Source organism: Corynebacterium diphtheriae (genome assembly GCF_001457455.1).
Classification (GTDB): domain Bacteria; phylum Actinomycetota; class Actinomycetes; order Mycobacteriales; family Mycobacteriaceae; genus Corynebacterium; species Corynebacterium diphtheriae.
On sequence record NZ_LN831026.1, the window covers coordinates 638,334 to 661,247 of the forward strand.

Below are 22,914 nucleotides of genomic sequence, written 5' to 3' on the forward strand. Positions count from 1 at the left end.
CATGGATGCGTTTTCTACTCCACAGGACTCACCGACTACATCAGCGCAAGTCGTAGGCGAAGACCTCACAGCTGGTATTCCGCCATTACAGCAGAGCTTTGTTTACGCTCAACGTCCACGAGTAGAAATCTTATATAACGATCACACAGAGCCTATTCGGGAATGGGACAATCAGCTGTTCCAAGAACAACGCGGCACTTGGCGGGTGACTGGTGCTGCAGGCGCAGGCGTGAGTACCTTGCTTATGGATATCGTCGCAGAGCGAATCCGCCGCGGTATATCACCCGAATCCATCATTGTGGTGGCAGCATCTAGGGAGTCCGCAGCACGCCTAAGAGCCGGTATAGCGCATCGGATCGCCGATGGTTCTTATACGTCACCAGCATCCTTGGTACGTTCAGTGCACTCCTTAGCTTTTGCATTATTGCGATCGCTTAGCGACGATCAGCTGCGTCTGATCACAGGTGCTGAGCAAGATGCGGTGATTCGAGAGCTACTGCAAGGACATGTGGACAACCCCTCATTGGCAGCGATGTGGCCTGCTGAAGCACGTCAAGCACTTGGACTCATCGGTTTTGCACGTGAAGTCCGTGATTTTCTTCTCCGCAGCGGAGAGCGGGGATTAGAACCAGAAGATCTCGAAGAATTAGGAGCCAGGTACGGGCGCCCAATGTGGGCTTCGGCTGGCAAATTTATGCGCGAATATCAGCAAGTGATGAATTTGGGCGGTACCCACAGCCTGAACGCCTCTGAGCTGGTCAGCAAACTTTTGCGCTTTGACATTCCTGATATGGGGTGGCGCACCATCATCATTGACGACGCACAACATCTTGACCCCCAATCAGCGCAACTGCTCCAAGCACTCATGCGCTATACAGATTTCACCGTGATCGCGGGAGATCCACAGCAGTCGGTGTTCCATTTCCGTGGCGCCAGCCCAGAATTTTTGCTCCATGCCCCAGTCGACCATGAGCTGACCTTATACTCCAGTTTTCGGCAGCCTACCGTAGAAGCCAAAGTTCTAGGAAGCACAGGAGATCAATCAGAATTCGTTGCGGATCTTTTGCGCCGATCACATTTATTAGAAGGTATTCGCTGGAATGATATGGCTGTAATCGTCCGTTCCACCGCGGATATTCCATCGTTACGACGAGCACTGCTTTCTGCTGGTGTCCCAGTACAAGAAGATCCTTCCGACATTATCTTGAGTGAACAACGAATCGTATCGGCATTGATTCTCGCAGTTCGTGCAATCTATCAAGAACTATCAGCTCAAGAACTCGAAGAATTGGCGTTAGGCCCTATCGGTGGTGCAGACACCGTGACGTTGCGACGTCTGTTCCGCGGGCTCAGAAAAGCTGAAATGCACGCTGGTGGGAATCGTCGTGCTATCGAGATCATGCGTGAGCTGATCGATCCCAAAGAGTCTGAAGAACAAACCCAACTACGAGAGCAAGTAGAGGCAGTTCTCACTGACCGAGAACTTGCAGTGGTGGATAAAATTCGGGTCGTTTTAGTACGCGGTGCGCAACCTGGCAGCGTGGAAGAAATCCTTTGGGAGATCTGGGATGCCTCCGCATTATCATCCCATTTACAAACCGTCAGCCTGCGTGGAGGAGTGCGCGGTGCACAAGCCGATCGCGATCTTGACGCCGTCATGGCGTTATTCGACGCAGCTGGTGACTGGGTTGAACGTCGACCGACCGCCTCTATCACGTCTTTTGTTCGGCATATTGCAGAACAAGAACTTCCTACCGGTGTTCGTGACCGACGCCTTGCTACTGCCGACGCGGTGCGAATCGTCACCGCCCACGGATCGCTCGGACAGCAGTGGCACACAGTCATCGTCGCAGGTGTTCAAGAAGGAACGTGGCCATCGCTGCAAGAAACTGGCACCTTATTTGGCCAAGAAGACCTGATCGACCTAATAGACTCTGGGATCGAGCCCAATACCTACATTTCTCGCTCCGCAGAAAAACTAAAAGAAGAAAAACGGCTCTTCCACGTAGCTCGTACTCGAGGAACCCATCGCGTTGTGATCACCGCAGTGGAATCTCCAGAATCGGATACTGCTGCCGAGCCTTCGCGCTTTTTACAGGGAATCGCAGAATCAAAAGAACAAGGCCCAACAACAGACCCTGAAGCCGCAAGCGTTCAATCCGAGATTGATACTGAAACCGTCCATCTCGATCAATACGTTCGCCTGCTCAGTGTTCCTTCGATTGTTGCCGAATTACGCCGTGAGTTAGCCAATCCAGACTCGCCCCAGCGACGTCGTGAGCAGGCCGCACGCCAACTCGCGCGGTTGGCACTTCATCAAGTCCCAGGTGCGCGGCCTGAACAGTGGTGGGGATATGGTGGGCCATCAGAAACGACATCATTGGACATCAGTAAGGTGTCCCCCTCGTTGATTGAAAATGCCTTGCTCTGCCCACTGCGAGCGCGGCTGGAACGATTGGTAGAAGAAGAAAATACGCCGATTCACAAGCTCAAGGGCACCCTTGCGCACGCATTCGCCGAAGCCATTAGCAGGGGAATAGACCCTAACGAAGCAGAACAGCTTGTAACCCAAGCATTCGAAGCACTACTCGATGCACCAGCGTGGAGCCTTCCACACCATATGTCGCAATGGTCCACCATGCTGCAACGGCTAGCTCACTGGATCGATGTATCGCACGCTCAGCGTGAGCTCGTGGGTGTAGAAGTACCAGTCAACGTTGCGGTTGCGCCAGGAGTGGAATTGCGAGGACGCATTGACCGCCTAGAAAGAAACGATGCTGGGGAATTCCACATTGTCGATTTTAAAACCGGAAAACAAGCCGTAACTAAAGACGAAGCCAACGAGAACAAACAACTCTTGGCGTATCAGCTAGCCCTTCATCGTGGAGAGCTGATGCAGCGAAACGGCGAACCGGCAATTAACACCACGGCAGAACAACCAGGACTGACTGTCGACCAAGCGGTACTGGTGTACCCCGCAACAGACACAAAAACTGTGACGACGAGGGAACAAGCCCCAAAGGACGCAGTAGAACTAGAAAAGTTTTCTGCGACGTTGCCAGCACTGCTAGAAAGTTTGTCTGGACCTCAGCTCGTTGCACGAATAAATACACGATGCGATCAATGCAAAATCAAAACGATGTGCCCAGTTCAGCCGGAAGGAAAGATGGTCCCAGAATGCTAAGCCCTCAAGAACTCTCGCGCGCACTGGGACAAAAATTTCCACCAACGCCGCAACAAGCAGACGTTATTAGCTCACCCCTTGCCCCCACACTCGTGGTTGCTGGAGCAGGTGCAGGAAAAACGGAAACGATGGCTGCCCGCGTGGTGTGGCTCGTGGCTAGTGGACTCGTTGACCCAGATCGTGTTTTAGGGCTCACCTTCACGCGTAAAGCAGCACAGCAGTTATCCAAGCGAATTCGTGATCGGCTTGAGCAATTGGCAGGGATTGAGAACCTGCGAGATCTGGACCCGACAGGCGCATTAGCAACCAAACTAGAAGCGATCGCCCCCACGGTATCTACCTACGACTCCTACGCAGGACGATTAATTAGCGAATACGGTCTATTGCTACCAGTGGAGCCATCATCACGCTTGATTTCGCAAACGGAGCTATTCCAAATTGCGCATTCGATAGTGTCTGCTCACACGGGTGCACTCAATACCTCGAATTCACCCAATACCGTGACCTCCACGCTGATGTCTTTGGTTTCGGAAATGGACAACCACATGGTGTCGCCCACAGACATTGAAGAAGAATCAGCGGCATTTCTTGCCATGATCGAAGACGTCGAAGCAACAAGTAAACGGGCACCAAGCAAAGAGGTGTACAAATGGCGAGACACACAGGTGCTGCGCAATGAACTCCTGCCACTAGTTCAACAGCTCAAAACACATCTAGCTGACAACCACCTCATGACCTTTGGCGAGCAAATGTCTTTAGCAGCCCGCCTCGCTGCAGAAAATCCACAGGTGGGAGCGTCGCAACGCAATAGGTATCAGATCATCATGCTTGATGAATACCAAGATACTGGCCATGCGCAGCGTGTTTTGCTCAAAAGCCTATTTGCTGGCACCGCAGTCACCGCAGTTGGTGACCCCATGCAATCTATTTACGGATGGCGTGGTGCCACTGCAGCCAACCTCGAAAGGTTCCTTACAGACTTCGGAAGTAACGGTGCTCCCGCCACCAAAAAAGAACTCACCGTGTCGTTTAGAAACCCTCCTGAGGTCCTCGACTTAGCTAACCGAGTATCTCGGGAACTGCTGGGCGTACCCGAAGATCCGCGACGACCAGTGCAACCTCTCGAGCCAGGCCCTGCAGCATTAAACGGCACAGTGAGATTGGGTTTTTTCCCATCGATGGATGAAGAGCGATCCTATGTTGCTGATCATTTAGCTCAAGCATATGAGCAACACGATGGGAATCATCCCTTTACTGCGGCTGTGCTTGTTCGCAAACGCAAGCACTCGGCGGCAATTGCTCTGGAATTACAACAACGCGGCGTCCCAGTAGAAATTGTTGGACTCGCAGGACTACTCGGTATTCCAGAAGTTGCGGATTTAGTAGCCATTGCCACATTGTTGGTGCGTCCTTACGATACTCAAGCCGCTATGCGTATTTTGGCAGGACCCAGCGTAGGACTTGGTATGGCGGACCTCATGGCTTTGAGCGATCGCGCATACAACCTCAGTGGCCGAGATCGACGTGCCACAACGGAATTATCGCGTGACCCCCTCGAACGATTAAAACAGATCATTGCCGATACAATTCCCAGTGACCAAGATTCTATAGTGGGTCTTGCAGAAGCAGTGGCTGACCTCGATGAACGCCTCGACAGCAGCGATGGTCCACGATATAGCGCCAAAGGTAGCGAGCGACTCCGCACACTAGCGGCACGGCTGCGCTATCTACGCACCAATAGCTTGAGCAACTCATTACCGGACCTCTTTGCCGATATTGAACGAGTATTCGGCATACGCACCGAGGTCCTACAACGAGAAGATCCCCGTAGCGATGGTGCAACCGGCACCGCACATCTCGATCGGTTCGCCGAGGTTGTCCAAGATTTCTCTCGTATTCCAGGTGCCAACTTGAGTTTGCTATTGGACTACCTTTCACTGGCAGAATCCGAAGAAAATGGCTTAGAACCTGGCGAAGTACAAGTGACTGCTGACCGAGTACAGATCCTCACCGTACATAAAGCCAAAGGCCTGGAATGGCAACACGTTGCGGTTTTGCATGCCGACGCCAACACCTACGTGGCCAAAGCATCGACATGGCTCACCAATGCTTCTGCCGTGCCTTCAGCACTTCGCGGAGATGCCAAAGGCGACGAAGACCTCGTAGGCGCACCCGTTTTTGAAATCGACACCCCAGAAACCGCAGCGGAACTAGCAAAAGCTGGAAAAGCGCATATTGCGGACTTTAAACAAGTAGCCGCAGAAGAAAACGCGCGCCTGTTTTACGTAGCGATCACCCGTGCCGAACAACAAGTACTTGTCACAGCTTCTGCGGACCCTTCAAAAAAACGTCCAGTCCTGCCTTACGAATACCTCACTATGCTGCGCAACGATTTCCCTGACAGCGTAGAAGAATGGCATGAACGTGGTGAAGCAGAAGACTATGTGCCACCAACGCCTCAAGAAGCCGTATTCCCGCCGAACTACACCGTTGTCGGCGCAGAAGACGTGTTCGCCGCCATGCAAAAACAACCAGATCTGATCAGCGACGACGATCTGTTTGAACGATGGGAAAAAGAAGTAAGCGCTCTGATCGAAGAACACGAGCAACTTTCCGCACCCGTCGTTGCAGTCGATATCGGAGTAGAGCTTACAGCCACAGACATTGTGAACCTTGCAAAGAACCCCGAGAACTTTGCTCAACGCAGACGGCGTCCAGTGCCATTTAAACCAAACTCATACGCCAAGCGCGGTACGGCCTTCCACGAATGGCTAGAAAACCGCTTTGGTGCAGAAGCATTACTTGATGAAACTGAGCTGCCGGGTATCGGAGAAGAACTTGATGACTCGGACCTCGATAGATTGAAAGAGGCGTTCCTAGACAGTGAGTGGGCAGACCGAACCCCAGAACATGTAGAGCACCCCTTTGAAGTATCAATTGGGCACCACATAGTTCGTGGGCGCATGGACGCAGTGTTTAAAAACCCCGACGGACGATGGATCGTTGTGGATTGGAAAACGGGACAGCCCCCAACAGACAATCACGAAAAAGAATCAGTGGCCATGCAGCTGGCAGTTTATCGACTCGCATGGGCACGACTCCAAGGAATTGATGTGGATCGAGTCGACGCAGTATTCCACTATGTAGGCAGAAATGTGACATACCGGCCACAACAATTGCCTGATGGGGAAGAACTTGCATTGAAACTAGACCCAAGCGTGTAGTCTTGACTAGCAATTTGGAAAGATTCTAGGAGCACTCAACGAATATGTCGGCAAAGCCATTGCCTAATCGCGAAACCTACAGGTTCCGTGGAAACGACGAGCTCACCGAGCTGCCCGAGCACACACTGCTCAACATTATTCGTATCCCCGGTAACCCCTTGGTCAGCCCTATTCGTCTGATCGCACGGCGATTCGGCTATGCGCTTGCACTCATCATCATCGTGGCGCTAGTGGTTTATCTCGACGAAGGAGGGTACAGCGAGCACCTGACCTTCATCGATGCGCTGTACTACTCAGCGGTATCGCTATCAACCACCGGCTATGGCGATATAACACCCATTACCCAAAGCGCCCGCTTGCTCAACATTATTATCATTACACCGCTGCGCCTCGCATTCGTGATTCTCTTGGTCGGTACCACCTTGTCGGTGCTGACAGAAGAATCACGTCGTGCATGGAAGATTCAACGCTGGAGAAAACGAATGCGTAACCACACAGTTGTTATCGGATACGGAACCAAAGGCCGCTCGGCCATTGCGGCACTGCTGGCAGATGGTGTAGCTCCCAAAGACATTGTGGTAGTAGATACCGACAGTGTCGCATTGGAAGCCGCAAACAATGCTGGACTCGTCACCGTGAATGGATCGGCTACTAAATCGGAAGTGCTCAAACTCGCTGGCGTTCCTAAAGCAAAAGCAGTGGTCGTAGCCCCCAATATTGACGATACTGCCGTGCTGGTCACGCTCTCTGTACGAGAGCTTTCCCCCAGTGCATGGATTGTTGCAAGCGTGCGTGAATCGGAAAACCAGCACCTGCTCGAGCAATCAGGAGCTGATTCCGTAGTTATTTCTTCTGAAACTGCAGGTCGCATGTTGGGACTAGCTACCGTAACTCCATCGGTTGTGGAGATGATGGAAGACCTATTGTCCCCAGACGAAGGCTTCTCTGTTGCAGAGCGCCCCATCGGTGAAGACGAAGTAGGTGCTAACCCACGCCACCTCGCCGACATCGTGCTTGGTGTAGTGCGTTCCGGTGAGCTGTACCGAATCGACTCCCCAGAAGCTGAAACAGTAGAACCAGGTGATCGTTTGCTCTACGTTCGTCGCGTGTTTAGTGAGGATGTTCGCGATTAACACCTGCCTTCGTGTCGACTCTGCAGGACGAGTGCCAGTAGCACACGGAACGCCGGTCACCACCACTCCCTGCCCACATATCGCTACCTATCCAGTAACGAACGACCTGTGTGTACAACGAGTGTCAGACGCGGAAGCAGAAGCTGTTACAGGAGAAACCAAGCGGGTGACCGAGGGCTGGGTAATGAAGGCTATCGCTGTACTACATCATCGAGAAAACACTCTGTTTGATCCTTTGACAGGTGGCCCACTGGACTTTCGCAACGACTCCATTGCAGGAGCAACCGAAACTGGTAGAGAAGTCTTTCCTCGTATCGATCCCGCAGTAATCGGGCTAATCGAACTTGCAGGACAAGACCGCATACTCATCGCTGAAAACGCCCAGCGTCGCGGTTTCTACTCGCTCATTGCAGGCTATGTGGGACTTGGTGAAACTTGTGAGGCAGCCATGGTGCGAGAAGCTCTTGAAGAAACCGGACGTCGTATTTCGCAGGTGCGCTATGTGCGCAGTCAGCCTTGGCCCTACAGCGGTGCACTCATGATGGGCATGGTGGCAACCACAACAGATGAGCACCCCATACAACCCCTCGATGGCGAGCTAGGGAGGATAACGTGGGCGTCGCGAAGCGAGCTCCGCGAAGGGGTATTTACCTTGCCACATAGGAATTCTCTAGCGTTCCAATTGATCACAGAATGGGTGGGACAACATGATTAACTTGGATGATCTTGACGATGACCAGCGTGCAGCCGCCGAGGCGCCGCGTGGTCCGGTAGCCATTTTGGCAGGCGCAGGAACAGGTAAAACTCGTACGATCACCTACCGGATAGCGCACTTGATTGACCGTGGCATGGCAAGCCCTCATCGCGTGCTCGCAGTTACCTTCACGCGTCGTGCTGCTGGGGAAATGCGGCATCGTCTGGGGTTGATGGGCGTTGGCGGCGTTCAAGCCCAAACATTTCACTCTGCTGCGCTGCGACAACTACGCTATTTTTGGCCCCAGGTAGCCGGGAATTTGCCATGGCGAATTGTTGACAACAAATTTTCACTGGTGGGTCGCGCAACTCGTAGCGTCGGGGTGGAATCCTCAACAGAAAATGTTCGAGATCTACTCAGCGAAATCGAATGGGCCAAAGCAGCACTGATCACTCCTGATAACTATGTGGAACGCCTCAACGGGCGCAAGACCCCAGTAGCAGCCGAAAAAGTGGCGGAAGTATATCGACGATACGAGCAGTCGAAAACTACACCGGAAGGAATGCTGCTCGACTTTGATGATCTCTTGCTTCATACCGCGGGAGCCATCGAGAATTCTGCTGCTATCGCTGAGGAATTTCGGCAACAATACCGCACGTTTGTTGTCGATGAGTATCAGGATGTGACACCACTTCAGCAGCGAGTCTTAGACGCATGGCTTGGCGAACGCGATGATGTGACCGTGGTGGGCGATGCCAATCAGACGATCTACTCGTTTACAGGCGCTTCACCGGGCTATTTGCTGGGGTTTTCACGCAAATATCCCCATGCCACGGTGGTGAAACTGCAACGAGACTACCGTTCTACACCGCAAATTACAGATCTTGCTAACCGCGTGATCGACCAAGCAGTAGGGCGGATCGCAGGGACTCGGTTGGAATTAGAAGGCATGCGAGCAGCTGGGCCACAACCAGAATTTCAAGAATTCAGCGACGAACCCGCAGAAGCACACGCCGTAGCCTTGAAAATCAAGCAGCTTCTAGCACAAGGCGTTCCTGCCTCCGAGATTGCGATTTTGTACCGCATTAATGCCCAATCCGCGACTTTCGAACAAGCCCTCGATGACGCCGGAATTGTGTATCAAGTTCGCGGCGGTGAGGAATTCTTCCAGCGTTCGGAAATCAAACAAGCGATGTCAGAGATCATCCGAGCAACCCAGCGTGATGACCTTCCCGACGCTCGTGGAGTAGACCTAGAACGCATCGTGCGTGCAATATTAGCGCCGCTGGGCTTGAGCAAACATGAACCAGAAGGCGCCCGCGCACGGGAACGCTGGCAGTCGTTGGAAGCTCTTGCAGAACTGAGCTTGGAAATTGGCCAAGCGACACCAGACTTAAACCTTCAAGGGTTATTAGCAGCACTCAGCCAGCGAGCAAGCGCCAAGCATCCCCCCACCATGCAAGGGGTTACCTTGGCATCCCTCCATGCAGCGAAGGGCTTGGAATGGGATGCCGTGTTCCTCGTCGGGCTTGTCGACGGCACCCTGCCGATCTCTCACGCAATGAAAGCCGGCGACCATGCCATCGAGGAAGAACGCCGCCTGTTTTATGTGGGCGTGACGCGTGCCCGAGAAATTTTATATTGCTCGTGGGCAAAAGCTCGTCAAGAAGGCGGACGTGCAACACGAAAGCGGACTCGTTTTTTGGACAGCATAGTTCCTGAACTCGATGTTTCCTCCGTACCACCACGCTCTAAACGACGCCAGCGCTGTCGTGTATGCGGCACCACATTGAACAGTCCCGCAGAACGCATCGTAGGACGCTGTGACCAATGCCCCAGCGGAGTTGATGGAGAAGTGTTTGAAACTCTGCGGAAATGGCGAGCGGATACAGCCCGTGAACTCAACGTTCCGGCCTATATTGTGTTCACCGATGCTACCTTGCATGCGATAGCCGAAAATCTTCCCCAATCCGCCGAAGAGCTGATGCAGATTTCTGGAATAGGGCAGGTCAAAGTAGAACGTTTTGGCCCAAGTCTGCTAGAAACGCTTGCTCAGTTCCAGTAAGCGGATCGCAGTCCCAGCGGCTCGACCAACATAATGGACAACGGGAATGCGGACTCATGATCTCGGATGAAAGCTCCCCATCGGGAAAGACGCGGATAACAAGCCCCGCTGTCACCGTGACACGTTGGCGCGGTTCACTCAGCTGCTCTACTAACCGTGTTACACGAGCGGCAGTCGCATACGTTAATGCCGCAGGTGCTGTGAGGGGAGCAGTAGCATTTTTTAACAGTGCCGGCCATTGCGGATCAGCGTCACTACGGTAGAGATCTGTGCATAGCCCGCAAGGTCCGCGGCCGTCGATACGCACCGGCCCAATAATCGCATGGTTATCCATCAAACCCACAGGAATCATGGTTTTTACTTCCACCAGTTCTTGGGCGATATGAGAAAAACTAGGAGTGGAGTTAATCCAGATGAGAGGAACCTCACGAGATAACAGGGATTCCAAAGTCATACAGCGTTGGATAGTGTGTGCTTGCACCACACTGATACCAGCACTACCGAACACCGCTTTTATCGGCGCGACCAGCGGCCCGAAGCCACCGACAGCAACAGTGAGGTTTCTTTCTACGATGGAGAGCACTCGGTGATGCAGGAGATCGTCGATAAGCCCGCGGGCCGCCACGGGTTGTAATCCGGCCTCAGTTAGCTGTTCGATAGCGGTTGTTTTTGCAATTGGCTGCCAGAAACCGCGTAATACTTGTACGATCGCAACAATGAGGCTTTCTGGTGCAGCAAAAATACCTGCATTGGCTGAGTCGAGTCCAAATTGAATACCTTCTGGCCGTAGCAGCACTTGGGCGTGCGGGCTAAGGCTTATGAGTCCCCCCTGATTCATGTCCACTATTGCACCACAGAAAGCGGGTTGCTGTCATGTCCAAGCGAACAACCCCCACCTATCCGGTCGAAGTGATCCGGTCGGATCGACGTACTCGGACTGTGTCGGCACGCTTGGTGGGTGGCAAAATTCTCATCAGAATTCCAGCGTCGATGTCTAAGAAAGACGAGAAAAAATTCGTCGCTGAAATGGTAGATAAAGTACGCACTAAAACGCAGTCTTCAGCTCCTACCGATGAGGCATTGCTTCACCGTGCACAGCACCTTAACCGCACGGTGTTAGAAAACCGAGCCACGATTGGGTCTATTCGTTGGGTGACAAACCAAACACGGCGATGGGGGTCGTGTTCTCAAACGACGAACGACATCCGTATTTCACACCGGTTACAAGGCGTACCAGATTATGTTCTCGACGCCGTGATCATCCACGAGATGGTGCATACCTTTATCGAAGGCGGACATTCCCCAGAGTTTTGGCAATGGGCAGACAAAGCCCCCAAGGCTGAACGCGCCAAGGGATACCTTGAGGCGTGGCAGCGCATGGGGGACGTTGGCTAATCGTTCTTGGGGGAATCCTCATCAGGATCGGAGGGGTTTTCTCGCTGTTCCTTTTGCTGCTCTTCGGGCTGCTGGGAGAGCATTTCTTCGAGCTTGGTGATCTCTGCGATGGGATCAAACTCATCGGCTGAGGCAGTATCGAGTAGGCCGTCGATGAATTCTGCAGAGTTGTCTAGGTCTTCAGCAACAGGGAGGAAATCGGGGTGGTCCCACACGTGGTCGCGTTTTTCCATCCCCACGGCTACGTCTACACGACGCCAAAGCTCTTGGGCTTCTGCAACTTTGGGAGCACCGAATTCAATGCCAACAACCTGGGCGAATGCTTTTTCGGCGGAACCGCCGGTTGCACGACGACGCCGCCATGCTTCATTCAATGCTGCGGTCGAAGGAACACGGGAGCCCATTGCCTCGGTGACAACGTGTTCAACCCAGCCCTCGATCAACGCGAGCAGGGTTTCCAGACGAGAAACTGCATTGGCGTTACGAGAAGTAATACGAGGACTCATATCCAAGTTCTGCATCCGCTCCATAGCCTCATGAATGGCGGCAGGATCACCGGATTCAAGGTTCATTTCTCGCATAGCTTCTTCGATATGGGAGGTGTCGATGACCAAACCGGCAGCGTACTCCTCAACGGAGGCGACGATCTGTTCAGCAAGCCACGGAACGTGACGCAACAACCGCTGACGCGCAGCCTCACGCGCAGCAAGGTAGACCAGCACTTCGCGCTGTTCGATCTTGAGGCCTTGGGTTTCCTTGCGCACGTTATTGATCATCAGCGCAGTAACACCAGCTGGTGCAATAGGAACACCAAAATCGGTGCCGGAAAGGGTCTGCGTAGCAAGATCGCCGAGAGCATGGCCTAGTTGCATGCCGAAGTTCATACCCGACATCTGATTCATCATCTGCATCATGGGGCCGACCATCTCGCGCGCTTCCTCAGGAAGGGAATCGAGCTGAGCCTGAGCCATATGCTCGGCAACAGGAGTGACCATGCGTTTCCACATCGGCAGAGTGTTTGTAAGCCAGTCGTTAGCCGACCACGCCTCGACTTTATTGCTGGCAGTAGGCAAGATGGTGGCGTCGTCAAGCCAAAGTTCCACAAGGTTAACAGCCTCGGTGACGGCCTTGGTATCTGCTTCTGTGGCGGCAGGAGCCTTCGCCGACTCAATTTGCTGGCGCGCAATGCGTTCCGCCAGTGCATAGTTCACCGCTCCTTGACCCTCGGGGGAATTCATGGAAGACCCCATGCCGGACAACATCTGCCCAAATTGATTAAGCATGTCCCCCAAGCCGCCGGAACCAAACGGGTTGGAGTCGCGGGAGTTGTCATCGTCGTCGCCGCGCCCACCGAAGTTGAAGGAGAATCCGAAGCCATTGCTATTCATGGCATAAACGGTACAGAAAAACCCGACGCTGGCGCCATGATTGGTACAACGCTGTCAGCGAACATGTAACCTAGTCTCTCGTGAAACGACGCGTGAACACTCTCGTCCTCGGCGCAATCCCCGTGGTCGCATTGGCAGCTTTGGTAACTCTGGACCATATTCCAGGCACCGACATTGATCTCACCGTGCCCTATGCGGCCGAAGGCCCAGGACCCACCGTGAATACCTTGGGCGATGTTGATGGCAAACCTGTTGTCAACGTCTCTGGTACAGAAATTCATAAAACCACTGGAAACCTCAACATGACCACCGTTTCCGTGCGCACACACTTGACCCTTGGGCAAGCGCTTGGACGTTGGCTGATCGCTCACGACACGCTCGTGCCGATTGAACAGATCTTCCCTCAAGGAAAAACACCTGAGGAAGTCGACGAGGTGAACAAGGCCGCTTTTAGCACCTCAGAGGCATCGGCAACCATTGCGGCGATGAATCAGCTGCACAAGCCAGTAGATACCGTTGTCGCCCACATCAGCCCCGAAGCTCCAGCCGCCAAAGTGATGGCAGAAGGAGACGTGATTACGCAGGTCGCAGGCGCTAAAGCAACCGGCCCAAGCCAAGTTCGTGATTCGGTGCGCGCGAAGAAGCCAGGCGAGACGATCTCGATCGGTTTCCTTCGCGATGGCAAGCAACTGACACGGGAGGTCACGCTAGGGACACACCCCGAGGATGACAAAGTCGCTTTTCTGGGTGTGAGCATGACAGCACGGCCTGCCGACGGAATCACCGTCGACTACAACCTTGAAGATATCGGCGGACCTTCTGCAGGTTTGATTTTCTCGCTCGCGGTAGTAGATAAGCTCAGTCCAGATGAGATCAACGGCGGAAAATTCGTCGCCGGAACCGGCACCATTGACGACGACGGCACAGTCGGTCCCATTGGCGGCATTCGCCATAAAGTTCGCGCAGCGCGTGACGCCGGCGCCGAGGTATTCCTATCCCCAGAGAAAAACTGCAGCGAGGCGCTCAAAGGAAAACCAGGCGACATGGTGGTCATCAGCGTTGATTCGCTTAGCGACGCCATCCACCAACTGGATAACTTCAAAGCTGGTAAAGAAGTAAAAACCTGCTCATAAAGAGCAGCGCTTTACTTTGAAGAAGGAGTCGGTTCCGCAGCCGACTCCTTTTTTGGAGCTTGCGCAAGACCCAACTCATAAATGTGTTCGGCAGGATCGACCTCGTCAGTGGACACCATCTGCTGCATGACAAGCCCGTTATCGTTATCCACCACGGTAATAACCGCAGTACCACCAAGAGTAGACCATCCCACCACGCGACGACCGGTATCCTCAATGACCCGAGAGCTACGCAGCTCAGTCAACAGCTGAGTGGTGGATGCAGCCTTAGCATCCGACTTAAAAAATTGGAACTGGCCGACATCGTGACCCGAGCAAGCCATAGAGTTTTGCATACCGTTGGCGTCGCAAGTATCAAATTGAGCAAAAAGCGATTCTGGAGCTAGTGCCCCGAATTGTTCAAAGGCTCGTTGAACATTCTTGTGTTTCGAATCCAACATCGGAGGCACGCTGGTTGGTGCTTCAGCCTGTGAAGAAACCTTAGACGTCTGTGTGGTGCTACTTGCCGAAGCACTGCTTGGTGCAGTGGTGCTGGCCGAAGTGGTACTAGGTGCTGCGCTACTGGTAGCCGACGTCGATTGTGGTGCTTCTGGGGTGTCACGTGAACACCCACTCACACCACTAATAGCGACAACGACAGCGCACGCGCTAAAACAACGAACCACGCTAGAACGCTGCACAGCAGCAAAACCAAAAGGCACGAAAGACACCAAGACCTATCTTTAACGAGGGGGTGAGACACAAACTATAAAGAACTATCTTAATCGAGGGTGGCACGCAGTGCGGCGATAACACCAGGGGCTACACCTGGGCCGCCCCGTAGTTCAATGTCATCTTCTGCAAAGGGGCCGCGCTCTGCGAGTTCTTCCTCCGTCGGGCGGATCTGCAACAAAGTCAGGTCGGCGTCGCCACGAAGAACGCCGCTGAACAAGCGAGCTGGGCGTGCTTCATCACTATCTGCGGAAGAATCGCGGAACATGATCTCCTGTGCGAGCACCGCGCCCACAACCTGTTCTGGCCAAGAAATCCGTGAAACGTAGTCGCCAAGTTCTTCAGAACCAGGGCGAATGTGCTCAGGGAGATTGTCTTGGACAACAAGAGCGAGCGGGGAGTCATCGTCATCAGGTAGTGCTTGGCCGATGAGCTCTGCGGGAACCAACGCGAACAGGGTAGGGGGAGCATCCCAACCTTCTGCGTGGATGAAGTCAACGGCTTCGAGCATGGCCTTATTTAACGCCTGAGGTGGGTACTGCATGCCACTCATATCAATTCCTTCGCAATCACGTGACGGCAAACTATCGTAAAGTAGGACATTACCTTTGCTGGCTCAGAAAGGTGGCACCTGGGTTGCCAAGAATGTGCAGTTTTAAGGCTGCCTGCTCGGCAACGCTATGGTGGACAAAACCTAACTGAAAAATAATTTAAGGAGTTCCAAGTTGGCGACCGGTTTTACGCGCCCAGCTGCTGCACCGAAGCGGCCGCAACGGCGGTTAACGTGGTTGATTCCACTATTGATGATTTTGGGAGCGCTCGTTCCTACCGTTGTTGGCCTCTATACCGACTGGTTGTGGTTCGGTGAAGTTGACTTTAGGGGGGTGTTTAACAAGGTCATTGCCACCCGTATTGGGCTCTTTGTCGGATTCGGCTTACTTGCCGGAATCGTGACATTCCTCGCTGGCTGGTTCACATACCGTGGCCGTCCAGATGAACTCGAGTTCTTCGACCCTGACAGCCCCGTTGTGCAATACCGAGCAGCCGTAGAAAAGGGAGTGCACCGCTTCCTCGTCGTGTTGCCTGTAGTCATCGGCATTGCCGCAGGATTCCTTGGCCAGCAGGCATGGCAAACAGTTCAGTTGTTCTTCAACCGCCAAGACTTCGGGGTTTCTGATCAACAATTTGGGATGGACTACGGCTTCTACGCGTTTACGCTGCCGGCATTACGTCTGGTAGTTAGTACGTTCTCTGTTTTGCTGGTCGTAGCATTCCTCATTGCGTTGGTAGGGCACTACTTGCTGGGTGGCATTCGTGCGGGTAACCAAGCCGCAGGGGTAAAAGGATCGATCACCAACTACGCCAAAGTACAGCTTGCTGTTACTGGTGGGTTGTATTTGCTGGTTCGCATGGCTAGCTACTGGTTGGATCGATACTCCTTGTTGAATAATTCCCACGAAACTTTCACCGGTGGTAGCTACACCGACATCAATGCTGTGTTGCCTGCCAAGATTGTGCTCTTGGTTATCTCAGCAGTCGTGGCAATTTCGTTCTTCTCTGTCATCGTGACCAAGGACCTGCGTATCCCCGCTATTTCTACAGTGCTGATGATCGTGAGCTCGTTGGCTATTGGTAACGCTTGGCCAATCATGATGGAGCGTTTCTCTGTTTCCCCAAACCGTGCCGAAAAAGAATCGGAATACATTTCCCGCAATATCGAGGCAACCCGCTACGCTTATGGCATTACCGACGATGCCGTGACCTACAAGGACAACTGGGGTGCCAAGGGTGCTTCCTCAGAAAAGGTCGCTTCGGATTCTGCAACGGTGAGCAACATTCGTCTGTTGGATCCAGAGATCATTTCTCCAACGTTTACCCAGCAACAGCAGCTGCGTAACTTCTATGGATTCCCCAAGTCGTTAGCGATGGACCGTTACGTTATCGACGGTGAACTGCGCGACTTTGTTGTGGCTGCCCGCGAGCTAGACCCCAATGCGCTGAAAGAAAACCAGCGTGACTGGATCAACCGACACACTGTGTATACCCACGGCAACGGAATCGTTGCAGCCCAAGCAAACCAGGTTGATGAGGTTGCGCGCGATGTCGGATCAGCCCGTGGCGGATACCCCGTCTACACAGTCTCTGATCTGCAGACTACGGATAAAGAAGCTCAAGAACTCGGCATCGTAGTCAAGGAACCTCGTATCTACTACGGTCCAGTGATTGCTTCTGCTACTGACGGCGCGGACTACGCCGTAGTGGGCTCCGAGAATGATTCATCGGTGGAATACGACACTGATTCCTCCACCTACACTTATCAGGGCCAAGGTGGCGTGAATATCGGCAACGTGATCAACCGTGCGGCATTTGCCATGCGTTACCAGGAGCTAAATCTCATCCTGTCGGATCGTGTGAACGGCAATTCTAAGATTTTGTACGACCGCGATCCTCGCGAACGTGTTCACAATGTCGCCCCTTGGTTGACCACAGATTCCACCACCTACCCAGCTGTGATTGATGGCCGTGTGAAGTGGATCGTGGATGGTTACACCACACTGACTTCCTTGCCTTATGCTGAGCGCACGTCGCTATCAGAAGCAACGAATGACACCACTGCTCAAGTAGGAAACAGCGCCCAGCGTTTGGTCACCGACAACGTTGGTTACATCCGCAACTCGGTGAAGGCAGTCGTGGACAGCTACGACGGCAGCGTTGACCTTTACGAGTTCGACGAAAACGACCCAGTGCTTAAGGCATGGAAGGGGGTTTTCCCAGACACAGTGAAGGCAAAGTCTGAGATCTCCGAAGAGCTCATGAATCACCTGCGCTACCCAGAAGACATGTTCAAAGTGCAGCGGAAGATGCTTGCGCGTTACCACGTTGATGATGCGCGCGACTTCTTTACCAACGACCGCTTCTGGTCTGTTCCTTCTGATCCTTCCGCAACTGAAGGTCAAAAAGACGTGGCACAGCCGGCCTACTATGTTGTCGCTGCCGATCCAGACACGGGCAAGCCTAGCTTCCAGCTGATTACGCCATTCCGTGGCCTCCAGCGCGAGTACCTCGCGGCGCACATGTCGGTGAGCTCGGATCCAGATAACTACGGCAAGATCACCGTGCGTGTGTTGCCAACAGACACTCTGACGCAGGGTCCAAAGCAGGCACAGGACACCATGATGTCATCTGATCAGATCGCATCTGATCGCACATTGTGGAAAGATACCAACGACCTGTTCAACGGCAATTTGCTGACACTGCCAGTGGGTGACGGTGACATCCTTTATGTGGAGCCTTTGTACTCCCAGCGTAAGAATCAAGCGTCGGCATTCCCTAAGCTGTTGCGCGTTCTGGTTTCGTACCAAGGCAAGGTGGGTTACGCTCCGACGATCGCAGAAGCGCTCTCGCAGGTAGGTATTGACCCCAAGGAAGCCCAGGATCTAGGAGAAGCTAAGGGACTCAAGCCGGAGTCCCAGAACAGGGACAAGCCAGAAGACAAGGAAGGAAAAGTGCCAAGTACTCCTTCCGCCCCTGCATCGGGTTCAGGCACGACCGGTGAAGCCATTGGCAAGATTAACGACGCGCTGAACAAACTACAGTCGGCAAAGAACGGCTCGAATGAAGAGTACGGGCGTGCTCTTGACGAGCTCGACAAAGCAGTGGAGGAATACCGCAAGGTTGCTGGGCAGTAGCAATTAGTTGCTATTGCTCGTGAAGCAATCGAGCTCGAAACATCCGGTGAACAGCGGATTTGTGTTGTTTGCCGGATGTATGTAAAGTTACATCCCGTTGCAGAGAACAGTAACAAAAAAATTGTTCTTGGCATCCGTCGCGGGGTGGAGCAGCTCGGTAGCTCGCTGGGCTCATAACCCAGAGGTCGTAGGTTCGAATCCTGCCCCCGCTACTAAGTTGGAACCCCCAGTTCGCGAAAGTGAATTGGGGGCTTCTTGCTTTTTGGTGCATATGCTCAAGTCCTCCGCACCTATAGTTCGGCGTATTGCTCTTATCGCAGCCCGAGTAACTGGCGCTCCTATGTGGGGGCCATCCCAAAGTCTTGAACGAAAATCGGGGGCTAGGCACGGTATAGCTATCAACCCAGCGGGTGTAGGTAGGAAAGGATGGTGCTCTCTTGTGTCTTGCTCCGTCCCGCTTTCCTTTTGCCTATTCGCCTTTCACCAGACACAACCTACCTAATTAAGCCGAATTCATAATTTTACGAAGCCCTGACTTTCGATTTCTTCGGCATTATCATCGGCGGAATCAGCAGAGCCAGGCCACCGAATAGCCACACCAGTCCGGCGATGATGGCGATGGGAGCGAGGATGGCCGCCGCGATTTCGAAGGGTGCGAAGCCGACGTAGGCCATACCGAATTCTTCGAGGGTGCCGGATTTCTGCTGCGGGTCCACAATCTTCAGGACGCCGATGCCCGTGGCTACGGAAGCGGTTGCCCAGCTTCAGCTGAATACGGCGCGCTCGAACCAACCATGTTCGATGACTCGTGGTGCGACGTAGAAGAACAACACCAGGCAGAAGGCCAGCCCCACGACGAACAGAATAATCAGCGGGAGAATGTAGGTGGCCACCACTGCTGGCACAATTGACGCGATGCCCACTGCAACTAGGAAGTCCGTCGACGCACCGGAGACTGAACCCATCAACTTCGTATCTAGGTAGTGCGGTGCCTTAATCAGGTGTAGCACACCTACTCCCGCCAGTGCCGCCACGTGCAGCGCGATCGGCTCAATTGAGGACGGGCTCGTGGTCGCGCGTCCCACGCTTGGTCGTTGGCCGGGAAGAGAGATGATACCGGTACGCATGTCCTCCGGTAGTTTATCCAAGGCAGGCAGCTCGTTGGTGCGCCCCTTCTTTGAACCCCAGCGGGCAAAGATAACGCCACCGACAATTGCGGAAAACATGCCCACCGCGGCGGCTGTAAGCCCAAACTCGTGGCCTAAGTCATGCCGGTCGAGTCCAGTGCGCCACCAACTGCTGCTGCCATACCGAAACCGCCGACGAAGCCGACGAGCAGCATGATGCCAAACCGGTCCTGAGTATTGAACAGCGGGGCGAAAAGAATCACGCCAAGAAGTGCGAAAAAGCCCCACTGTGCCAAGTACATGCCCACGGAATAGGACCACATTGTTCGTGCACGCTGGCGAACCTTGGCATCGAAGTCCATTGTGAACGGAAGGGCACCGAAGACTGCGGTGATTAGAATCGTCGCATAGTCGCCGAAGTGCTCGATGAACTGGATGATCCCCAAAGCGTTGGGGCCTAGTAGCAAGTCGAGTAGGCCTGCAGTAATCGCCGCATCAAATTACCTATGATGAGCAGCAACGAAATCCAACCGGTATCCATCAAGACGTCGAAGAGCGTGTAACCATCCACGGGAATTGATTACCTTTCTCGTTGGTGGGGTTTCACCAATTAGCAATCATGTGGATCGCATCGTCGATTCTTAGAAAAATTGGAATAAAAACATAGGAATACCTCACGATTGTACGGCAGTTACTGAGAGATTTTGTGGCTTCAGTCACGATTAAGTTCTTCGTATGCACGATAAAAGCCGCCTCCCCAGTACTTGCTGGGGAGGCGGCTTGTGGTTGTGGCTAGACGATTCTACTGTCGGCCATTCCTAATGCGCGACCAAGCTGCTGCGGCAACTAGGCCAACGCACGCGATGGCGAGGTAACCCCACATGTGATCGGCGCTGGTCTGAATGGTCTTTGGTGGAGCAGGAGTGTTCTCTGCGGTTAGGACGCTTTTTGTGTCGTGACCAGAGGTGACACCGTCAATCCAGTCGGCGGTGCCTGCGAGGGTAGTGATTGCCGCGCTGGGGGAGGGCAGGTCAGGGTCGCCATTGGCAGTTCCGGCGGTAGCAAGCCCGGCGAGCTTTCCATCGACGAAGAATGGGCCACCGGAGTCGCCGCCCTGCATACCTGCACCAGAGACGGAATGTGCGTCCAAGATGGCGCTTTGAATCATTGGCATCATGGCGCCGTCTGCTGGGATGCTTTCGGTTCCAGCAGGGATTGACTCAGTTTTGGATTCACTCGGAACAGCCTCACCTGGAGTAGCTCCTCCAGGCGCGGCCTCACTTGGAGTAGCTCCTCCAGGCGCGCCCTCACTAGGGGCTCCTTGAGAGGGGCCTCCGCCCAACAGTTCCTTGACGACCATCTTGGCCATCGGAAGCTGCCCGGAGCGTGCCAGGGACGAGCTGCTGCTCCAGCCGTAAAGAGTTCCCGTCTGCCCAGGTGTTGGGATATCGCGGGAGACTTTCGCAGGGGTTGCGTCAGTGACTTTCTCGGTCAAGTGAAGTAATCCTGCATCGGACACTGGAGACAGTGCCCAAGAATCGGCATCGTAGACCTTCCCGCCAATGCGGGCCTGGGTTCCTTCGTTGTTCACAGACTCCAGGCAGTGGCGTGCAGTGAGCACCCACTGATCTGCAACCAGCGTTCCGGTGCAGTCACCGAAATTGCCGATTTTGCCAATCTTCAGGGCGGCCACAGAACTGCTCTCAGCATTTGCGGGTGCGGGTTCGCCGAATTCCAATGCAAGAGCTGGGGCGGCAGATAGAAGCAGGGTGCTGCTAACAAGTGCTGCGATGGAAAAAGATGTTTTCTTCACGGTTATTTCCCTTTCCCAGAAGGAACAATGGCCTTGATTGCGGTGGCAACGAGTTTTTCGGCAGGGCCCTGTCCCACAAACTTCTTCCAGAGATTTGCGATGACGAGGAAGAATACGATGAATCCTGTTGCGGACATCGTGGAATGCAAAGTCACATTCTGCTGCCAATAAAACGCGGTGAGGACGTGCAGGATGTAAATGGTCAGCGACATTGTTCCCATGGCCGCGAATGGGTAAACCGCGGTCGGGAAGCGGTCGCCTACGAACAGGCACAAATGCAGTACGATAGCGGCAACGGCGAAGGAGAGAATGATTTCGCCGAAGACACCGGTATGTCCGGTAAATCGGAGCCAGCCAGCAATCTCGGGATCAAATCGGAAGTAAATGCCGACGGCTGTGATGACAACGCTGACAGCGGTAACAATCCAACTCAACCGAGTATTAGCGCTGGTCTCGGAGGTGGAAGTGCCTTTAAGACGACCGCGTAGGTAGACGTCGTAAAGCAGCATGCCGCCGATGAAATATGCGATCCATGCCAGTAGCGGATAAATCTGTGGCAGCGTCATGGGCGCGTACTTAATTGTTGCGGCGATAGTTGCGGCGATGAAGAAGCCGACTCGCCACCAGGTTCCGAGTGCTGGCATCCAGGAAACCAACATCATTACCAGACCCATGACGACGAGGACTACTTGAATTTGTCCACCGACCGGCAACAAGGCCAAGCCGATGAGAATAATCAGAGCGCCGCGAGTGATGAGGCGCAAGAAAGTGGTGCTGCTGTAATTTCGGCCGATAATCATCATGGTGGCGCCGGCAATAATGGCGAACAATGATGAAGGCAGGCCGGAGAGCACAACCTTTGTGCTCCAAAGCAGTGAGGCCATATGGACAATGATCATGCCGATGATGGCGAGTGAGCGCGCTATATCAAGCCCCACAATTCGTGAAGGTTTATTCACCCCAGATTTCTCCTTTACTACAGCTTATCGGGAGGTGCTCTTTGGTAAAGAAGTATTCCCTATAAACGTCTTAATCAAAACGACTTCCTAGTTGTAACAACCGTATCTGACAATACATTAAGTGATTATGTGTAAAACACAGTGTTTTGTCTGTGTTTTCTCTGGGAAGCTAGCGTGTTCAAAGAGTCCAGGGGCACGCGTAACCTAGTGGCATGAGATCAATGCTGACGAGTTTCACCTGGTCCGAGGTGCCAAGTGTATTCGGCGCAGGCGAAGGGCGTGATGCAGTCTCAGCGGAATGCCATCGACGCTGGGCTTTTCCGAAACGATGTGCTTCGTATTTGTGCTGGAACCGCGGCGATGTCAGTTTCTTGAGGGGATAGGTCTCGTTTATTTTTG

The 22,914-nt window shown here is 53.5% G+C and carries 17 protein-coding genes and 1 tRNA gene; 9 read left to right on the plus strand and 9 right to left on the minus strand.

Going from position 1 to position 22,914, the window contains the following annotated elements; all coding sequences use genetic code 11:
• The first annotated feature begins 1 nt into the window (after window position 1).
• The 5 genes from AT687_RS03175 to AT687_RS03195 are packed head-to-tail and all read left to right on the plus strand — an operon-like array spanning window position 2 to window position 10,300.
• A complete protein-coding gene (locus tag AT687_RS03175) occupies window positions 2-3,184 on the plus strand; it encodes an ATP-dependent DNA helicase (protein ID WP_014318788.1) in 3,183 nt (1,060 codons plus the stop codon).
• A complete protein-coding gene (locus tag AT687_RS03180) occupies window positions 3,178-6,408 on the plus strand; it encodes an ATP-dependent helicase (protein ID WP_021334909.1) in 3,231 nt (1,076 codons plus the stop codon). The genes AT687_RS03175 and AT687_RS03180 overlap by 7 nt, the downstream gene beginning before the upstream one ends.
• Before the next feature lie 44 nt (window positions 6,409-6,452).
• A complete protein-coding gene (locus AT687_RS03185; RefSeq protein WP_004567149.1) occupies window positions 6,453-7,541 on the plus strand; it encodes a potassium channel family protein in 1,089 nt (362 codons plus the stop codon).
• 31 nt (window positions 7,542-7,572) lie between these two features.
• Window positions 7,573-8,256 (plus strand): NAD(+) diphosphatase, encoded by a 684-nt coding sequence (locus AT687_RS03190; protein ID WP_014318790.1) that lies wholly within the window; start codon window positions 7,573-7,575, stop codon window positions 8,254-8,256.
• On the plus strand, window positions 8,249-10,300 hold the full coding sequence (locus AT687_RS03195; RefSeq protein ID WP_014318791.1) for an ATP-dependent DNA helicase UvrD2: 2,052 nt from the start codon (window positions 8,249-8,251) through the stop codon (window positions 10,298-10,300). The genes AT687_RS03190 and AT687_RS03195 overlap by 8 nt, the downstream gene beginning before the upstream one ends.
• Here the strand turns inward: AT687_RS03195 and AT687_RS03200 are convergent.
• The gene (locus tag AT687_RS03200; RefSeq protein ID WP_014318792.1) at window positions 10,245-11,138 is read right to left on the minus strand and encodes a hypothetical protein; all 894 of its coding nucleotides are present in this window, start codon (window positions 11,136-11,138) and stop codon (window positions 10,245-10,247) included. The two genes, AT687_RS03195 and AT687_RS03200, sit on opposite strands and share 56 nt — an antisense overlap.
• 35 nt (window positions 11,139-11,173) lie before the next feature.
• Here AT687_RS03200 and AT687_RS03205 point away from each other — a divergent pair, with 35 nt between their 5' ends.
• The gene (locus tag AT687_RS03205; protein ID WP_010934510.1) at window positions 11,174-11,695 is read left to right on the plus strand and encodes a M48 family metallopeptidase; all 522 of its coding nucleotides are present in this window, start codon (window positions 11,174-11,176) and stop codon (window positions 11,693-11,695) included.
• Here AT687_RS03205 and AT687_RS03210 read toward each other — a convergent pair.
• Window positions 11,692-13,083, minus strand: coding sequence for a zinc-dependent metalloprotease (locus tag AT687_RS03210; RefSeq protein WP_014301554.1), 1,392 nt, complete (start codon window positions 13,081-13,083; stop codon window positions 11,692-11,694). The genes AT687_RS03205 and AT687_RS03210 overlap by 4 nt on opposite strands.
• Window positions 13,084-13,163: 80 nt before the next feature.
• On the opposite strand from AT687_RS03210, the gene AT687_RS03215 reads away from it, so the two are divergent.
• Window positions 13,164-14,216: a YlbL family protein gene (locus AT687_RS03215; RefSeq protein WP_014310154.1), complete on the plus strand. Its 1,053-nt coding sequence runs from the start codon at window positions 13,164-13,166 to the stop codon at window positions 14,214-14,216.
• An 11-nt stretch (window positions 14,217-14,227) separates the two neighbouring features.
• Here AT687_RS03215 and AT687_RS03220 read toward each other — a convergent pair whose 3' ends face one another.
• Together AT687_RS03220 and AT687_RS03225 are read right to left on the minus strand one after the other, a co-directional pair.
• Complete coding sequence (locus tag AT687_RS03220; RefSeq protein ID WP_014318794.1) at window positions 14,228-14,926, minus strand: hypothetical protein; 699 nt, start codon at window positions 14,924-14,926, stop codon at window positions 14,228-14,230.
• A 50-nt stretch (window positions 14,927-14,976) separates the two neighbouring features.
• Window positions 14,977-15,480 (minus strand): PPA1309 family protein, encoded by a 504-nt coding sequence (locus AT687_RS03225; RefSeq protein WP_014310156.1) that lies wholly within the window; start codon window positions 15,478-15,480, stop codon window positions 14,977-14,979.
• A 172-nt stretch (window positions 15,481-15,652) separates the two neighbouring features.
• On the opposite strand from AT687_RS03225, the gene AT687_RS03230 reads away from it, so the two are divergent.
• On the plus strand, window positions 15,653-18,616 hold the full coding sequence (locus AT687_RS03230) for a UPF0182 family protein (RefSeq protein WP_014318795.1): 2,964 nt from the start codon (window positions 15,653-15,655) through the stop codon (window positions 18,614-18,616).
• 138 nt (window positions 18,617-18,754) lie between these two features.
• A tRNA-Met gene (locus AT687_RS03235) sits at window positions 18,755-18,828 on the plus strand.
• 309 nt (window positions 18,829-19,137) lie between these two features.
• On the opposite strand, the gene AT687_RS12390 is transcribed toward AT687_RS03235, so the two are convergent.
• The 5 genes from AT687_RS12390 to AT687_RS03250 all read right to left on the minus strand — a co-directional run bounded on the left by AT687_RS12390 (window position 19,138) and on the right by AT687_RS03250 (window position 22,515).
• Window positions 19,138-19,332 (minus strand): hypothetical protein, encoded by a 195-nt coding sequence (locus tag AT687_RS12390; protein ID WP_014318796.1) that lies wholly within the window; start codon window positions 19,330-19,332, stop codon window positions 19,138-19,140.
• Between the two features lie 48 nt (window positions 19,333-19,380).
• Window positions 19,381-19,842, minus strand: coding sequence for a sodium/glutamate symporter family protein (locus AT687_RS12395; protein WP_021334916.1), 462 nt, complete (start codon window positions 19,840-19,842; stop codon window positions 19,381-19,383).
• 35 nt (window positions 19,843-19,877) lie between these two features.
• Window positions 19,878-20,189 carry a sodium/glutamate symporter family protein gene (locus tag AT687_RS12930; protein WP_021334917.1) on the minus strand — a complete coding sequence of 104 codons (312 nt, stop codon included), beginning with the start codon at window positions 20,187-20,189 and terminating at the stop codon, window positions 19,878-19,880.
• 356 nt (window positions 20,190-20,545) lie between these two features.
• Window positions 20,546-21,556: a trypsin-like serine protease gene (locus AT687_RS03245; RefSeq protein WP_014318799.1), complete on the minus strand. Its 1,011-nt coding sequence runs from the start codon at window positions 21,554-21,556 to the stop codon at window positions 20,546-20,548.
• A 2-nt stretch (window positions 21,557-21,558) separates the two neighbouring features.
• Window positions 21,559-22,515 (minus strand): DUF418 domain-containing protein, encoded by a 957-nt coding sequence (locus tag AT687_RS03250; RefSeq protein WP_014318800.1) that lies wholly within the window; start codon window positions 22,513-22,515, stop codon window positions 21,559-21,561.
• Window positions 22,516-22,914 lie beyond the last annotated feature (399 nt).